This is a genomic window from Paludisphaera mucosa (assembly GCF_029589435.1).
GTDB lineage: Bacteria > Planctomycetota > Planctomycetia > Isosphaerales > Isosphaeraceae > Paludisphaera > Paludisphaera mucosa.
The window spans coordinates 4,207,109-4,221,866 of the sequence record NZ_JARRAG010000002.1 but is presented as its reverse complement, the minus strand read 5'-3'; the positions used below and the strand labels follow the sequence as shown (position 1 = coordinate 4,221,866).

At 70.1% G+C, this 14,758-nt stretch carries 15 protein-coding genes; 9 read left to right on the top strand and 6 right to left on the bottom strand.

What is annotated here, in order from left to right:
• Positions 1-92 precede the first annotated feature (92 nt).
• Both PZE19_RS26210 and groL read left to right on the top strand, forming a co-directional pair.
• Positions 93-383, top strand: coding sequence for a co-chaperone GroES (locus PZE19_RS26210; protein WP_277863558.1), 291 nt, complete (start codon positions 93-95; stop codon positions 381-383).
• Between the two features lie 72 nt (positions 384-455).
• The gene (groL, locus tag PZE19_RS26205; RefSeq protein WP_277863557.1) at positions 456-2,081 is read left to right on the top strand and encodes a chaperonin GroEL; all 1,626 of its coding nucleotides are present in this window, start codon (positions 456-458) and stop codon (positions 2,079-2,081) included.
• A 108-nt stretch (positions 2,082-2,189) separates the two neighbouring features.
• On the opposite strand, the gene PZE19_RS26200 is transcribed toward groL, so the two are convergent.
• Entirely contained in the window at positions 2,190-3,407 is a 1,218-nt protein-coding gene (locus PZE19_RS26200; RefSeq protein WP_277863556.1) for a Gfo/Idh/MocA family protein, read from the bottom strand.
• 205 nt (positions 3,408-3,612) lie between these two features.
• Between PZE19_RS26200 and PZE19_RS26195 the strand changes: the two genes are divergently transcribed.
• Entirely contained in the window at positions 3,613-3,882 is a 270-nt protein-coding gene (locus tag PZE19_RS26195; RefSeq protein WP_277863555.1) for a hypothetical protein, read from the top strand.
• A gap of 130 nt (positions 3,883-4,012) precedes the next feature.
• On the opposite strand, the gene PZE19_RS26190 is transcribed toward PZE19_RS26195, so the two are convergent.
• Positions 4,013-4,690 (bottom strand): HEAT repeat domain-containing protein, encoded by a 678-nt coding sequence (locus PZE19_RS26190; protein WP_277863554.1) that lies wholly within the window; start codon positions 4,688-4,690, stop codon positions 4,013-4,015.
• Between the two features lie 52 nt (positions 4,691-4,742).
• Positions 4,743-5,789 (bottom strand): amidohydrolase family protein, encoded by a 1,047-nt coding sequence (locus tag PZE19_RS26185; RefSeq protein WP_277863553.1) that lies wholly within the window; start codon positions 5,787-5,789, stop codon positions 4,743-4,745.
• Between the two features lie 169 nt (positions 5,790-5,958).
• On the opposite strand from PZE19_RS26185, the gene PZE19_RS26180 reads away from it, so the two are divergent.
• From PZE19_RS26180 to PZE19_RS26165, 4 genes are all read left to right on the top strand, one after another.
• Positions 5,959-6,282 carry a MazG nucleotide pyrophosphohydrolase domain-containing protein gene (locus PZE19_RS26180; RefSeq protein WP_277863552.1) on the top strand — a complete coding sequence of 108 codons (324 nt, stop codon included), beginning with the start codon at positions 5,959-5,961 and terminating at the stop codon, positions 6,280-6,282.
• Positions 6,283-6,355: 73 nt separating this feature from the next.
• Positions 6,356-8,662 (top strand): DUF8726 domain-containing protein, encoded by a 2,307-nt coding sequence (locus PZE19_RS26175; RefSeq protein WP_277863551.1) that lies wholly within the window; start codon positions 6,356-6,358, stop codon positions 8,660-8,662.
• Between the two features lie 73 nt (positions 8,663-8,735).
• Positions 8,736-9,662, top strand: a complete 927-nt coding sequence (locus PZE19_RS26170; RefSeq protein ID WP_277863550.1) for an ABC transporter ATP-binding protein — start codon at positions 8,736-8,738, stop codon at positions 9,660-9,662.
• Between the two features lie 5 nt (positions 9,663-9,667).
• Positions 9,668-10,402: a DUF4272 domain-containing protein gene (locus PZE19_RS26165; protein WP_277863549.1), complete on the top strand. Its 735-nt coding sequence runs from the start codon at positions 9,668-9,670 to the stop codon at positions 10,400-10,402.
• A gap of 165 nt (positions 10,403-10,567) precedes the next feature.
• Here PZE19_RS26165 and PZE19_RS26160 read toward each other — a convergent pair whose 3' ends face one another.
• On the bottom strand, positions 10,568-11,071 hold the full coding sequence (locus PZE19_RS26160) for a hypothetical protein (protein ID WP_277863548.1): 504 nt from the start codon (positions 11,069-11,071) through the stop codon (positions 10,568-10,570).
• Positions 11,072-11,316: 245 nt separating this feature from the next.
• Between PZE19_RS26160 and PZE19_RS26155 the strand changes: the two genes are divergently transcribed.
• Both PZE19_RS26155 and ilvA read left to right on the top strand, forming a co-directional pair.
• Positions 11,317-11,961 carry a hypothetical protein gene (locus tag PZE19_RS26155; protein ID WP_277863547.1) on the top strand — a complete coding sequence of 215 codons (645 nt, stop codon included), beginning with the start codon at positions 11,317-11,319 and terminating at the stop codon, positions 11,959-11,961.
• Positions 11,962-12,100: 139 nt separating this feature from the next.
• Positions 12,101-13,645, top strand: coding sequence for a threonine ammonia-lyase, biosynthetic (gene ilvA, locus PZE19_RS26150; protein WP_277863546.1), 1,545 nt, complete (start codon positions 12,101-12,103; stop codon positions 13,643-13,645).
• Positions 13,646-13,658: 13 nt separating this feature from the next.
• Here the strand turns inward: ilvA and PZE19_RS26145 are convergent, their stop codons facing one another.
• Entirely contained in the window at positions 13,659-14,069 is a 411-nt protein-coding gene (locus tag PZE19_RS26145; RefSeq protein WP_277863545.1) for a hypothetical protein, read from the bottom strand.
• 194 nt (positions 14,070-14,263) lie between these two features.
• Entirely contained in the window at positions 14,264-14,686 is a 423-nt protein-coding gene (locus PZE19_RS26140; protein WP_277863544.1) for a DUF6157 family protein, read from the bottom strand.
• Positions 14,687-14,758: the final 72 nt, after the last annotated feature.

The window sequence follows — 14,758 nt, the reverse complement described above, 5'->3', positions numbered from 1 at the left end:
GGCCGCGTCGCGGGTTCGTTGGACGGACGGGTGCGGCGGGCGCGAGGTCGAGACGGGATCGAAGCGAGACGTCGAAGAGGAGCCAAGGACCGATGAATCTGAAGCCGTTGGGAGATCGCGTGGTCGTCGAGCGCGAAGAGGCCAAGGGGACCACCGCCGGCGGGATCGTGCTGCCGGAGACCGCCAAGGACAAGCCCCAGAAGGGGACGGTGCTGTCGGTGGGAGACGGCCGCGTGACCAAGGACGGCAAGCGCCGCGAGCTCCAGGTCAAGGCGGGCGACGTCGTGATCTTCACCTCGTACGCGGGCGAGGAATTCAAGCTCGACGGCGACAAGAAGGTCCTCCTCATGCGCGAGGACGACATCCTCGCGGTCGTCGGCTGAGCCGAGCCACCGCCCCCGGGCGGACCTACCTCACGAGACACATTCCTTCTGCATTGTGGAGATGAAGGCAACATGGCTGCCAAGATGATCGCGTTCGATCAGGAAGCGCGGCAGGCGATGCAGCGCGGGGTGGCGAAGCTCGCCCGCGCCGTCAAGGTGACGCTCGGCCCCCGCGGCCGCAACGTCATCATCCAGAAGTCGTTCGGCTCGCCCACGGTCACCAAGGACGGCGTCACCGTCGCCAAGGAGATCGAGCTGGAGGACAAGTACGAGGACATGGGCGCGAAGATGGTCAAGGAGGTCGCCAGCAAGACCTCCGACGTCGCCGGCGACGGCACGACCACGGCCACCGTCATGGCCGAGGCCATCTACAACGAGGGGCTCAAGGCGGTCGTCGCCGGCGTCAACCCGCTGCAGCTCAAGCGGGGCATGGACCGCGCCGTGGCCGACGTCGTCGACCAGCTCCACAAGCTGTCGACCAAGATCTCCGACAAGAAGGAGACCCAGCAGGTCGCCACCGTCGCCTCGAACTTCGACGTCGAGGTCGGCTCGATGATCGCCGAGGCCACCGAGAAGGTCGGCAAGGACGGCGTGATCACGGTCGAGGAGGGCAAGACCCTCAAGACCGAGGTCGAGTGGGTCGAGGGCATGCAGTTCGACCGCGGCTACCTCAGCCCCTACTTCGTCACCAACCCCGCCGGCATGACGGCCGTCCTCGAAGACGCCTACGTCCTGATCCACGAGAAGAAGATCTCGTCGGTCAAGGACCTGGTCCCCGTCCTCGAGAAGGTCGCCCAGACCGGCAAGCCGCTGCTGATCATCGCCGAGGACGTCGAGGGCGAGGCCCTGGCCACCCTGGTCATCAACAAGCTCCGCGGCACCTTCCGCTGCGCGGCCGTCAAGGCCCCCGGCTACGGCGACCGCCGCAAGGCCATGCTCGAGGACATCGCCGTCCTGACCGGCGGCAAGCCGATCTTCGAGGCCCTCGGCGTCGAGCTGGAGAGCGTCGGCCTTGAGGACCTCGGCCAGGCCAAGAAGGTCGAGATCGACAAGGACAACACCACGATCATCGAGGGCTCCGGCTCGGGCGACGCCATCAAGGGCCGCATCGAGGCCATCCGCCGCGAGATCGCCGACACCAAGAGCGACTACGACCGCGAGAAGCTCGAAGAGCGCCTCGCCAAGCTCGCCGGCGGCGTCGCCAAGATCAACGTCGGCGCGGCCACCGAGAGCGAGATGAAGGAGAAGAAGGCCCGCGTCGAGGACGCCCTGCACGCCACCCGCGCGGCCCTCGAAGAAGGCATCCTCCCCGGCGGCGGCGTCGCCCTGCTGCGGGCCGCCGCGACCGTCAAGCCGACCGGCCTGACCCACGACGAAGAGGTCGGCTACAACATCATCCTCCGCGCCTGCGCCGCCCCGCTCGACCAGATCGCCGAGAACGCCGGCCAGGACGGCGGCGTGGTCGTCAGCAAGGTCCGCGAGGGCAAGGGCAACTTCGGCTACGACGCCCTGAAGGACGAGTACGTCGACATGGTCAAGGCCGGCATCATCGACCCGACCAAGGTCACCCGCTCGGCCCTCCAGCACGCCGCCAGCGTCTCCACCCTGCTGCTCACCTCCGACGCCCTCATCGCCGACGCCCCCGTCGGCGACGAGAAGAAGAGCGGCGGCCACGGCGGCTACGAAGACATGTATTGATCGATCAACCCGATCGATCGATGCATCCGACGAACGCGAACGGGGGCCGGCGACGGCCCCCGTTTTTTCATGCGCCGATCCCGCCCCGCGGCAGGCTCGAGTCGGGCGTCAGACGATCGTCTCGGTCGCCGGGTCCCAGCGGACGGTCGTGCCGCGGCGGTAGGACTCGACGGCCATGCGGCAGGCGACGGCGGTGCGGAAGCCCAGCTCGAAGGGCGAGGTCGGCTCGCTGCGGCTGCGGACGCAGTCGAAGAAGTTGCGGAGGTGCTCCTCGGTCGGGTTCTTGTACGGACCCTTGGGGACCTCGGATTCGGGCTTCGAGCCGGCGGGGACGACCTGGAAGAGGTCGGCCAGCGTGTGGACGAGGGTCCCCTTGGTGCCGAAGAGCAGGTTCCGGCCCTCGCCGTAATAGCCGTTGCCGAACATCGAGGTGAACGTGAAGAGGAGCTTCTCGGGATGCTTCATCGTCACCTGGAAGGCGTCGGGCGGGCTCATGCGGGGCGACTGGTAGTTGCCGCCGGTCGAGGTGACGGACTCGGGGATCGAGAGGTCGAGCGCAGCGAACCAGAAGGCCGCGATGTGGACCATGTTCTCGAAGACGTTGCCCCCCGAGTAGTCCCAGTAGAACCGCCAGTTGAAGTAGCGGTCGGCGTCGAACGGGACCCGCCTGGCGTCGCCCTGGAAGGCGTCCCAGTCGACCTGCTTGGGATCGAAGCCCTTGGGGGCCTCGCGCATCCAGCCGCCGTACGGGGTCTGGCGGAAGTGGTGCGTCTCCAGCAGCGAGACGGCGCCCAGCTCGCCCGACTTCACCCGCTCGCGGACCTTCTGCACGCCGCCGCTCGAATTCCACTGGAGGCCGACCTGCACGACCCGGCCCGAGCCGTCGAGCGCGTTGCGCATCCGCCGCGCATGGTCGGCGTCGAAGGCCATCGTCTTCTCCTGGTACACGTCCTTGCCGGCCGCGATCGCGTCGACGAAGTGGCGCGCGTGCAGGTGCTGGGGCGTGGCGATCAGGACGGCGTCGATCGAGGGGTCTTCGAGGAGCTTGCGGTGGTCCTGGAACGTCTTCAAGCCGGGCGCGAACTTGTCGGCCTCGGCGAACCGGCCGCTGTAGACGTCGGCGACGGCGGCCGCCTCGACGTTCGGGCTCGCCAGCGCCGCCTTGAGGATCTCCTTGCCCCGCGACCCCGCGCCGATCAGGCCGAACCGGATCCGGTCGTTGGCCCCGATCACCCGCCCCGCGCCGGCGGCCGAAGCCCGGGCCGAGGCCCCGGCGAGCGTCGCGCCCGCCATCACCGTCCCCAGGAAATCGCGACGATTGGACATGGGATTCTCCCTTGGGATGGAACGATCGGTCCGGCGACGTCGAACTCCGAAGGCCCTCCATCTTACAAGCGGCGGCGACCTCCGTCCGCCCTTCGTCCGGACTTGAGGATTTTTCCCCGGATCGGCGCAGACCGGATCGGCCGTTTCGCTAGGATGTCCCGCGATGGATTCTCGCCGACGTCGTTTTACCAGGGAGGGTGAAACCATGAAGCGACCGTTCGCCTTGGGCGATTTCGTGGCCTTTCAGTTGACCAGCGGCCGCGCCTCGCGGGGCGTCGTGATCCACAAGATCATGGAGAAGCGGCAGCCGACGATCTTCCTGATCGAGTGCGAGGACCGCCGCCGGGCCTTCCGGTTCGAGACCGAGCTGACCCTCCTCGCCGCCGTCGAGTCCGACGAGGCCGCCGCCAACCTGCCGCGGTTCGAATCGCCGATGGCCTCCCCCGTGTTCGCCTCCGTGGGCGCGGACGACTGACCGGCTCGCGCGGCGGGGGCGAAGCCCCGCCGCGAACCGAACACCCCGGCCGCGGTCCGACTCAAGGCCCACGCCATCGCGAGATGAACGACGAAGGCCCCCCGGCCTTGGGAGGGGCGCGCCCCGGAGTTTAATCGGCCCCGAGCAGCTTGAGCGAATGCCTGGCGAACCGGCGGACCTCCGCCGAAGGATCATTCAGCGCGCCTAGCAGCGCAGGGACCGCCCGCCGCTCGCCGAGGTATCCGAGGGCGGAAGCGGACGAGACGCGCACTCCCTCGTCGGGGTCGTCGAGCAAGGAGAGCATCGCTTCCAGCACCCCGGGACGCCAAGGGAAGGAGCTCAGGGCGCCGGCGGCCTCCGCGCGGACGTCCGGACTCGGGTCGTTCACCGCCTCGATCAGCGGTCCGGGATCGACCGTGTCATCGAGATAGCCGAGCAGCCAGGCGGCCTGCGCCCGGAGTTCGGGGCGATCCGACCGGAGCAGGTCCAGCAGCAGCGGGGCGGCTTCGGCCTTCTCCATCTCGACCAACTCCGTGACTTCGAACGCGAGCGTGTCGTTGTCGTGCCCCTCCTCCGAGCCGCGCCGCAACGCCTCGAGGAGCAATGGGAGCGCCCGTAAGCCTTCGAGATTGATCAGCCCGCTCGCTGCGGCCTCGCGCACGAAGTCATCGGCGTCCCGGATCAGGCGCTCCAGGTCGCGGATTCGGGAACGATCCGTCAGGGCAGCCAGGATCTCTCTCGCCCTGAGGCCCGGATCGCCGCCGGATTTGAGGTCGTCGATCAGTCGTTCCCATTCCCCCTGGTTCATTCGCCACTCTTCCTCGGCGGCCAGTCACCGGGCGTCGGATCACGCGGTGAGCTTACACCCCGATCCCCGGCAGCCAGCGGCGGGCGTTTTCGCGGAAGAGCTTCCGCACCACGGCGTCGGGGAGGGCGAGCCCGCGCGTCGGGCGGCCCTCGTAGACCATCTCGGCGTCGGTGGAGTAGAAGGCCGCGTCCTGGTCGTGGCGGGCCAGGAGGGCCTTCGCGCCGGCCTCGGGGTCGGCGTCGCGCAGGCCGTAGTCGGTCGCGTACAGGATGCGGTCCTGGTACTTCGTCAGGAAGGCGACGGCCCGGTCGCGGTCGCCGCGGGCGAAATAGCGGGTGCGGGCGGCCGTGTCGACGGCGAAGTTGGGGAACTCGTCGAGGCGGCGCGCCAGGCTGACGAGGTGGTCCTCGTCGCTCCCCAGGTGGCAGCCGACCACGCGCAGCTTCGAGAACCGGGCCAAAACGCGGTCGCGGGCCGCGAGGATCGCCTCCTTGGGGGGCGTCCCCTTGCCCTGCATGTGCCACTGGGGGTTCTTCGAGTAGTAGGGGAACTCCGGGTTCTTGTCGTCGAGCGGCAGCCAGGCCCCGTCCGGCTCGGCCAGGTGGGCGACGAGGGTCTTCCCGGCCTTCTCGATGGTCTCGTAGATCGGCGTCAGGGACGGGTCGTCGGGGAGCAGGTACGCGCCCGACTTGCCGCGGATCGACATGCCGATGTTCTTCCAGATCTTCACGCCGATCGCGCCGTCGGCGAACGTCTTGCGCAGGCGGGCGGTCGCCCGCTCGGCGAAGTCGGGCGACTCGAACCCGCGGGCGTCGATGGTCGAGGCCCAGGCCACCCGGCCGCCGCTCGCCCGGGCGCCCTTGAGCGTGGCGTCGAGCCTGGCTTCGAGGTCGAAGGGCTCGTCGCCCGCGACGGGGCAGACGACCAGGTCGAGGCCGCTCCAGCCCGAGGCCTTCAGGCTGGCGAACACCGCCGGGGCGTCGCGGTGGATGTGGAAGTGGGAATCGATCCGCTCGAAGGCGGCCGCCTCGGCCGCGCGGGCGGCCCCCAGGAGGAACGGCGCCGGGGCCAGTCGGAGCAGGTCTCTGCGGGTCGGCATCCTACACCTCGATTCCGGGGATGAGGCTCGATCGGCTCGCCACCGCGATCGAGGATAACCGAGCGGAGGGATCGAGGGCGACGCCCGCGGGGCCGGGGCGTCGACGGCCGACGATCGCCCTCCCGATTCCCCCTCGCACCACGCTCGCACGATCGGGTAAGATCGCCGCATGGGCGAGACGGGCGACGACGGTCTGACGCTCCGCGGGCTGCAGCGGACCATCCTGGAGATGTACGGGACCAAGGACGCCGCGCGCGGGGCCGAGGCGACGTTCCTCTGGCTGGCCGAGGAGTTCGGCGAGCTGGCCACGGCGCTCCGGTCCGGGACGCACGAGGAGCTGGCGCTCGAGATGGCCGACGTCCTCGCCTGGCTGGCGACCCTGGCCAACATCCGGGGCGTCGACCTCGACGACGCCGTCCGCCGCAAGTACGGCCTGGGCTGCCCCGGCTGCGGCCGATCGCCCTGCGTCTGCGACCCGGCCGAGAAACCCTGAACCGTCGGCCCCCCGCCTGCGTAGCACCGTACGTGGCGTAGGATCCGACGCGCACCACCTGTCGACGCCCTCCATGATGAACATCCGCTCGGCCCTGCGTCCTCGTCCCCGGCTCGCCTGCTGGATCGCCCTGGCGGCGGTCGTCGGGGCCTGCGGCCCGGCCTCCTCCACCGCACTCGCCGCCCTGCCGGTGGAGGTCGAGAACCTCCGCGTCGGCTTCGGCGACGGCGACGTCTTCAAGATCGGAGCGTGGACGCCCGTCTGGGTGCAGCTCAAGGGGGGCGGGACCCCGTTCCGGGGCTTCCTCGACGTCGTGGTCGGCGACGACGACGGCGTCCCCACGGCGACCCGGCAGCCGGTCGACGTGCCGGCCGGCGAGACCCGGACGTACGTCGCCTACACCCGCGCCGGCGGCCGCGAGGGCCGGTTCTCGGTAGGGCTCTACAGCGAGGAAGGCCGCTGGCTGGGCGGGCGCTCCCGCGAGCAGATCGCGCGCACCGACCCGACGGCCATCGCGCCCGACGACGCCTGGATCCTCACCGCGGGCCACCCGCAAGGGGTGGAGCAGGTGAAGGAGGTCGCCGGGTTCAAGCGTCCCGACGGCCGCGCGTCCGAGCTGTTCGTGACCGCGCTGGACGCCGCGTCCGACCGCCTCCCCGGCCGCTGGCTGGGCTACGACGGCGCGCGGGCCGTGGTGCTCGACACCGCCGACAAGGCCACCCTGGACCTGCTCGCCGGCCCCAAGGGCGAGGCGCTCGTCGAGTGGGCGAAGCGGGGCGGCCACCTCGTCGTCGGCGTCGGCGAGAACTGGCAGGCCGTGCGCGACTCGGCCCTGGGGGCGGTCCTGCCCGCCGTGCTCGCCGGGCGCGAGCGGGTGCAGTCGCTGGAGGCGCTCGACACCTTCGCCAACTCGACCAAGCCGATCACGCCCCCCGGCAGCCCCGCCCACATGGCGACGAAGCTCGACGGCGTCGAGGCGCGGGGCGGCAAGGTGCTGGCCTCGATCGCCGGCCTGCCGCTGGTCGTCCGCGGCCCGCTCGGGTTCGGCCGGGTGACGCTGATCGGGGTCGACGTCGAGGAGAAGGTCTTCGCCGACTGGGCCGACCGCGGCCTCTTCTGGGTCCAGGCGCTCGACCTCAAGCGCGACCGGTTCGAGGAGGACCCGACCGCCGGCCTGGTGGGGGGCTCGACGCGGTTCTACGCCTCGGGCGTCACCGACCTGGCGAGCCAGCTTCGCGTCGCCCTGGAGCAGTTCCCGAGGGTGAAGCTGGTGTCGTTCGGGCTGGTGGCGTTCCTGATCTTCCTCTACATCCTGGCGATCGGCCCGGGGGACTACTTCTTCCTGAAGAAGGTCCTCAAGCGGATGGAGCTGACCTGGATCACGTTCCCGCTGATCGTGACGGCCGTCAGCCTGCTGGCCTACCTGGCCGCGCACCGGCTCAAGGGCGACGACCTGCTCGTCAACAAGGTCGACATGCTGGACGTCGACCAGGTCTCGGGCCTGGCCCGGGGGCGGTCGTGGGCCACCCTGTTCAGCCCCCAGAACCGCGACTACGACCTGGCGTTCCTGCCCGTCGCGATCGATTCCGGGACCACGGACCCGCTGGCCGCGTCGCCCCCCGGCGACCCCCCCCGCCCCGCCCCGGGCGTCGAGGTGGTCACGAGCTGGTTCGGCGTCCCCGAGACCCAGTTCGGCGGCATGAGCGGTTCGAACGGCCGGTTCTCGTTCGCCGGCGGCGGCTACGCCTACGGGCCGACCGGCGGCCTGGAGCGGCTCGAACACGTCCGGGTGCCGATCTGGAGCACCCGGACCGTCTCCTCGCGATGGTTCGGCCCGGCCGCGCCGGTCGTCGAGTCCGACCTGATCCCCGTCGGCTTCGACCGCGTCGGCGGCACGATCACGAACTTGCAGTCCTACCCGCTCTCCGACGCCGTACTCGCCTTCGACCGGCGGGCCTACCTGCTCGGCGAGATCGCCCCCGGCCAGACGATCCGCGTCGACCTGAAGGGCGACCGCAGCCTCTCGGGCGAGCTGAGGGACCGCGAGAAGAACTACCTCGCCGCCGCCACCCCCGACGGCGCGGCCCTACGGAACCGCGGCGACCTGCTCATGGCCGTGATGTTCCACGAGAGCGAGTCGCGCCGGACCGGCCAGGACCAGGCGCTCGGCAACGCCGTGCTGCACGACCTCGACCTCACCGGCCAACTCGTCCTCCAGCGGCCCATGCTCGTCGCCCGGCTGTCGCGGCCCGCGGCCCAGCTGGCGATCGGCAACGCCCCCAATCAGCCCAAGATCGACCAGACGACCCTGCTGCGGGTCGTCCTGCCGCTCAAGAACCCCGGCGCCAAGGTCGCGGCCGTCGCGCCGCCGCGGCCCTGAGGCGCCGTCCCCATCCCGACGCGAACATCTCCCAGCCCGGCCGACGAGGCGAGACGACACGAGGCGGACCGCGATGATCGAGACGCACGACCTGACGAAGATGTACGGCGACATGTACGCCCTGAACCGCCTCAACCTGACGCTCGACCAGGGGGACGTCTACGGCTTCATCGGCCCCAACGGCGCCGGTAAGACCACGACCATGCGGATCCTCGCCACCCTGCTCAACCCGAGCTGGGGCGAGGCGACCGTCTGCGGCTACTCGATCTACACCGGGTCGAAGGAGATCCGCCGCGTCATCGGCTACATGCCCGACTTCTTCGGCGTGTACGACGACATGAAAGTCATCGAGTACCTCGAATTCTTCGCCTCCGCCTACCGCATCAAGGGCGCGGCCCGGCGGAAGATCTGCGAGGAGGTCCTGGAGCTGGTCGACCTGACCTACAAGCGCGACGCCCTTGTCACCAGCCTCTCGCGCGGGATGACCCAGCGCCTGGGCCTGGCCCGGACGCTGCTGCACGACCCCCAGGTGCTCCTGCTGGACGAGCCCGCCTCGGGCCTCGACCCCCGCGCCCGGATCGAGATGCGGGCGCTCCTAAAGGAGCTGCGGAGCATGGGCAAGACGATCCTGGTGTCGAGCCACATCCTCCCCGAGCTGGCCGACATCTGCAACAAGATCGGCATCATCGAGCAGGGCTGCCTGCTGGTGAACGGCGAGGTCACCGAGGTCATGAAGCGGGTCCGGACCGACATCGTCCTGAACATCAACGTCGCCGACCGCCTGACCGAGGCCGCCGACTTCCTCGAGTCCCAGCCCGAGGTCGAGACCGTCGACGAGAAGGCCGGCGTCCTGATCGTCAAGCTCCGCCCGGGCATCGTCAAGTACGGCTTCCTCGCCAGCCGAATCCTCGAAAACGGCTTCGAGCTCACCCTCTTCAAGGAAGACGAGATCAACCTCGAGACCGCCTTTATGCACCTGACCAAGGGCATCACGAGCTGAGGGGGATGGGCGGCGGAACCGATCCGGGGGGCGACGACCGAGAAGGCGCTCCACCCGAAGCCCGCGTCGTCGCCGCGCGCGCCTTGATCCAGGGTGCCGTGGCGTGCCGGGGGAGCATCGAGTTCGAGTTCGAGCACGACGCCGACGGGGCCGTCGACTTCAACGACCGGTTGGTGCGCTGGCTCGGGGACCTTGGGCTCTTCGCCGCGATAGAGCCCCTGGAAGCCGCGCTCCTCGAGACGCCCGTCGGAAGCATCCCACGATCGAAAGCGATCGAGTCCACGTGGGCGTGCGAGGGAATGGCCATCCTCGCCTGGTCCCTGGGGCGAGTCGATCTCCCGTCGCACGACCAGCTCGTCGACAAGTTCGCCGTCGCCGACGCCCTGGGTTTCCTGGGCGACGACGCCAGGAGCCTGCTCGAGAGGCCGGCGCTCCGCCCTCTCGACGAACTCGCAGCGTACCGCGAATTCTGTTACGACGTCCACGTCCGGCTTCGGGGCCGACTGAAGGGCCGCAAGCCCCTCGCCCGGCCGATCGAGACGAGATCGATCGAACGACTCCCCCTGGAGAAGTTGCGGATCGTCGTGCGGGAAGACCTGGCGATCGACGGTCGACCGATCGAGGAATGCGTGGACCGACGCGTGGCCGAGGTGGAGCGCGTGACTCACCACCGACACCGGGCCTCGATCTGGCTCGTAGGGGAGCATCCCCTCTACACCGAGACGCCGGTGGACACGTGAGGTCGAATCGCAAAGCTCCCCATGCGCGGCGGAATGAGGGGTCATTATGCGGCTGATGAGGCGCGGACGGCCTCCATGTCGGGCTCGGTTCAGGCCCTGCACGGGTCCGATCAGCACTCGGAGAGGGTGCCGGCCCCTCGCTTTCGAGCGCTCCGTCCCGCCCGCTCACCCCCAGATCGACTTCAGCAGTTCGACCGTATCGGACGCGAGCGAGAGCGGGGGCAAGGTGACGGCGCCCGCCTTAAGGGTGTCGCCGGCGGGGCTGTTTCCCAGCTGCTTGTAGAGCGTCTGGGCCATCAGGTGCGAGCTGTGCTCGACCTGTCCGAGCGCGTGGACGAACTCGTGGGCGGCGATCACTTTGAGGACGCCGGGGCCGGCTTGCCGGACGCCGTCGGGCGTGTTGATGACGACCTTGACCGGCAGGCGGACCTCGGCACGCAGCAGCCGGCCCCCGTCGCCCGTCTCGGCGGTGGTCTTGCCGTGGACGGCGGTCCCCAGGATGCCGGAGTCGGTCCTGACGGTGATGGACGGCCCTTCCGCGCCGCTGGCGGAGAGGACGACCGCGACGCCCTTGCGATGGAAGAGAGCGTTGAGGTCGGCCACCGCCTTCTTGCAGGCTTTGGTCCAGTGGGGACCGATCTCGCCGAGATTCACGTGCACCGTCGCCATGTCTGACTCCCGCATCCCGGGCCGACCGAACCGGGCCCGAGGTCGACGCCTATCTCGAAGATGATCCACCGGGCGTGGCAGCCTGTTGCCCACGGATACGGGTCGTTTCATCCTGGAGTGACGGCGTTCGTCCCCAACTTCGCCTTCGGCTTCGCGAAAGACTCGCGAGCGGCTGGGAAAGTTCGCGAACTTCGCACGCGTATCCTTGTCCGGAGCATCGGCCCTGCCACGAGAGGAGCGGGATGATGGCGGAACCGGAACATGCGGTCGACCTAAGCGTCGGCGAGGATCGGAACGGTCGGCTCGCCATGCCGGCGCCGGCGAAAGCGGCGTCGGACGGCACGGTCCCAGGGGCCCTCCCGCCGCACTCCCGGCTCGATCGGGTGGAGATCGCGGCCAGCCTGCTGGCGTTCGTGGCCTGGGTGTTCCTGGTGACGGCCGGGATCACGGTCGGGACGCAGGATTACATCGACCCGATCCGCAAGCACCTGGCCTCCAGCCTGGCCGAGGTCGTCGGCTGCCTGGTCGTGATCGCGCTCTGCCACACCGTGACGAACACCGCGATGCTCTGCTGCGTCTCGGCGTTCCTCGGGGTGCTCGGGTTCCGGGCCGTCGGCGCGGTCGATCCCGCCGCGCCGGCCGCGCCGCTCGGGCGTCGCGACGCCTACATCGCCGCCGTGACCCGGGGGTTCTTCATCTTCCTGATCATCCAGTCCGGCTCGGTGATCCTCTCGGACCAGGCCTTCACCAACCTCTCGCTGGAGAAGTACATCCGCCTGGCCGGGCTCTCGTCGCTGCTGAGCTTCACGGTCGGCTACAACCCCGCCGTCTTCGGGCAGTTGATGGATCGCGTGAATCGGAATTTCACCACCGGCTCCGCGTCCCGGTGAACGGCCCTTCCCAAAGGCCGGCTCGTCGACCGGGCCGGCTCGCCGTAGAATGGGGCGAATTCGGCGGGCCCCCGAGCCCGCCCCGAGCGCGACGTCCCGACCCTCCGCACGATCGCCGGGTCGCCCCCGAGACTTCCCCATGACCGGCGCCGGCCGCCCCGAAGCCCCCCTGGGGCGGATGGACTACCTCCAGAAGATCCTCACGGCCCGCGTGTACGACGTGGCGATCGAGACGCCGCTGGAGCGCGCGCCGAAGCTCTCCGCCCGGCTCGGCAACGACGTCTGGCTGAAACGCGAGGACGAGCAGCCGGTCTTCAGCTTCAAGCTCCGGGGGGCGTACAACAAGATGGTCCACCTGACGCCCGACCAGCGCGGCCGGGGGGTCGTCTGCGCGTCGGCGGGCAACCACGCGCAGGGCGTGGCCCTGAGCGCGAAGAAGCTGGCCTGCCGGGCGACGATCGTCATGCCGGTGACGACGCCGTCGCTCAAGGTCGACGCCGTGCGGGCCCTCGGCGGCGAGGTCGTGCTGCACGGCGAGAGCTATTCCGACGCCCATTCGCACGCCCTGGAGCTGTGCGAGGTCCACGGCTACACGTTCGTCCACCCGTTCGACGACCCGGACGTGATCGCCGGCCAGGGGACGATCGCGATGGAGATCCTCCGCCAGCGCCAGGGGCCGATCCACGCGGTCTTCGCGGCGATCGGCGGCGGCGGGCTGATCTCGGGGGTCGCGGCGTACATCAAGGCCGTGCGGCCCGAGATCCGGGTGATCGGCGTGCAGTCGACCGACTCCGACGCCATGATCCGGTCGGTCCGCGCCGGCAAGCGGGTGACGCTGGCCGACGTCGGCCTGTTTTCCGACGGCACGGCCGTCAAGCTCGTCGGCGCCGAGACGTTCCGGCTGACGCGCGAGCTGGTCGACGACTTCGTCGCGGTCGACGCCGACGCCGCCTGCGCCGCGATCAAGGACGTGTTCGAGGACACCCGCAGCATCCTGGAGCCGGCCGGGGCGCTCTCGGTGGCGGGGGCCAAGCAGTACGCGGCGAAGCACGGCCTGGAGGGCGAGACCCTGGTCGCGATCGCCTGCGGGGCCAACATGAACTTCGACCGCCTCCGGTTCGTCGCCGAGCGGGCCGAGGTCGGCGAGGAGCGCGAGGCGCTGTTCGCCGTCACGATCCCCGAGCGGCCCGGCAGCCTCAAGCGGCTCTGCGAGGCGATGGGCCCGCGCAGCGTCACCGAGTTCAACTACCGGATCTCCGCCGCCCCTTCCGCCCACGTCCTCATCGGCCTGGCCGTCTCGGGCCGGGACGAGGCCGGGGCGCTGGCCTCGCGGTTCGTCGCCGAGGGCTTCCCGGTCGTCGACCTGACCGGCGACGAGCTGGCCAAGGAGCACGTCCGCCACCTCGTCGGCGGCCGCAACCCGCTCGCGAGCGAGGAGCGGCTCTACCGCTTCGAGTTCCCCGAGCGTCCCGGCGCGCTCATGCGGTTCCTGGCGAACATGCCCCCGCACTGGAACATCAGCCTGTTCCACTACCGCAATCAGGGGGCCGACTACGCCCGCGTCCTCGTCGGCCTCCAGATGCCCGACGACGAGCGGCCCGCCTTCGACGACTTCGCCGCCGTCCTCGGCTACCCCTGCATCGACGAGACGGAGAACCCCGTCTATCGGCTGTTCCTGCGCTGACGGGGGGGCGGGCTCACGACAGGTCGTCGCGCTTCTTCGAGTCGGGAAGATCGCCCGCGGTCGGATGTGGGGCCGACGCGTAAGAGTAGAGCGCCGTGAAACTCATGATGAGCAAGGCCAGGGCTTCCATCCAGGTGCCCGGCTTGAGCAGCCTGATGGCGGGCGCGACTCCGCCGCCGATGAGGAGCGTGACGAAAAATGTGGTGATGAACCAGCTCGGGATCGCGCGGCCGGTCCAGAGCCGCAACCCGAGCCAGGTCAGGACCCACGCGATCGGTGCGGTCGCGGCGGCGATCATGAAGGGCATCCGGCCGCCGGACAGCAGGGCCGTGAGGGCGACGGCCGCAACGAGCCCGAAGACGGCGGCCAAGGCGAAGAGGATGCTCGCGAGCAGCCGCGGGAGCGCCAGGCTCTCGCGTGGCATCCTCGCTGCGCCGGGCGACGTCACCATTGCGACTACCTCCGTTTGGGGATCGATACGGCAAGGCGTCGCGAGGCGACGTCTCGACTCTATCGGCGCCCACCGTCGGCGTCCACTGGGAGGGCCGCGCCGTGGATCTCCGGCTCGTCGCCGGTGCGTTCGGGGCGGATGATCGTCATGGCGTCCTCGCCCCCGGGTCAGGCCCGCTTGTTCCGCATGGCGGGGACGACCTCGACGCCCGCGAACTCGCCGCGGGCGAAGCGGGCGTACTCCTCCGTCTCGACCCCGACGATCGCGATCCGGCCGTCCTCGTCGTGGTGCACGCCCCAGCCGTACGACTTCGGCAGCGGCGAGGCCCGCATGCAGGGGTGGGGCTTCGCGAACAGCTCGGCCCGGATCGCCGCCTCCCGCTTCGCCGCCTCGGCCTCCGGGATCCCCGCGCGGCGGACGTGGACGGCGAGGATGAGGTCCTCCAACGTGAGCGTATACGGCCGCGAGGTCAGCAGCTCGTATTGCAGGAGCGCGACGGTCGGCCCGGCCCCCTTCGCGAGCGGGGCCCTCCCCCGGGAGGCCGGGCAGTCGGCCGCGACCAGCACGAACGTCTTGTGGATCGGCTTCACGGATAGGTCTCCTCGACGCCAGGGCGTCGACAAGGTTTGCGTCGCATGATGCCCGACGCGACCGCGGACCGC

Bases quoted from the DNA above. Each gene is read 5' to 3' on its own strand.
- PZE19_RS26210 (WP_277863558.1), top strand. From the start codon at position 93: ATGAATCTGAAGCCGTTGGGAGATCGCGTGGTCGTCGAGCGCGAAGAG.
- groL (WP_277863557.1), top strand. From the start codon at position 456: ATGGCTGCCAAGATGATCGCGTTCGATCAGGAAGCGCGGCAGGCGATG.
- PZE19_RS26200 (WP_277863556.1), bottom strand. From the start codon at position 3,407: ATGTCCAATCGTCGCGATTTCCTGGGGACGGTGATGGCGGGCGCGACG.
- PZE19_RS26195 (WP_277863555.1), top strand. From the start codon at position 3,613: ATGAAGCGACCGTTCGCCTTGGGCGATTTCGTGGCCTTTCAGTTGACC.
- PZE19_RS26190 (WP_277863554.1), bottom strand. From the start codon at position 4,690: ATGAACCAGGGGGAATGGGAACGACTGATCGACGACCTCAAATCCGGC.
- PZE19_RS26185 (WP_277863553.1), bottom strand. From the start codon at position 5,789: ATGCCGACCCGCAGAGACCTGCTCCGACTGGCCCCGGCGCCGTTCCTC.
- PZE19_RS26180 (WP_277863552.1), top strand. From the start codon at position 5,959: ATGGGCGAGACGGGCGACGACGGTCTGACGCTCCGCGGGCTGCAGCGG.
- PZE19_RS26175 (WP_277863551.1), top strand. From the start codon at position 6,356: ATGATGAACATCCGCTCGGCCCTGCGTCCTCGTCCCCGGCTCGCCTGC.
- PZE19_RS26170 (WP_277863550.1), top strand. From the start codon at position 8,736: ATGATCGAGACGCACGACCTGACGAAGATGTACGGCGACATGTACGCC.
- PZE19_RS26165 (WP_277863549.1), top strand. From the start codon at position 9,668: ATGGGCGGCGGAACCGATCCGGGGGGCGACGACCGAGAAGGCGCTCCA.
- PZE19_RS26160 (WP_277863548.1), bottom strand. From the start codon at position 11,071: ATGGCGACGGTGCACGTGAATCTCGGCGAGATCGGTCCCCACTGGACC.
- PZE19_RS26155 (WP_277863547.1), top strand. From the start codon at position 11,317: ATGGCGGAACCGGAACATGCGGTCGACCTAAGCGTCGGCGAGGATCGG.
- ilvA (WP_277863546.1), top strand. From the start codon at position 12,101: ATGACCGGCGCCGGCCGCCCCGAAGCCCCCCTGGGGCGGATGGACTAC.
- PZE19_RS26145 (WP_277863545.1), bottom strand. From the start codon at position 14,069: ATGCCACGCGAGAGCCTGGCGCTCCCGCGGCTGCTCGCGAGCATCCTC.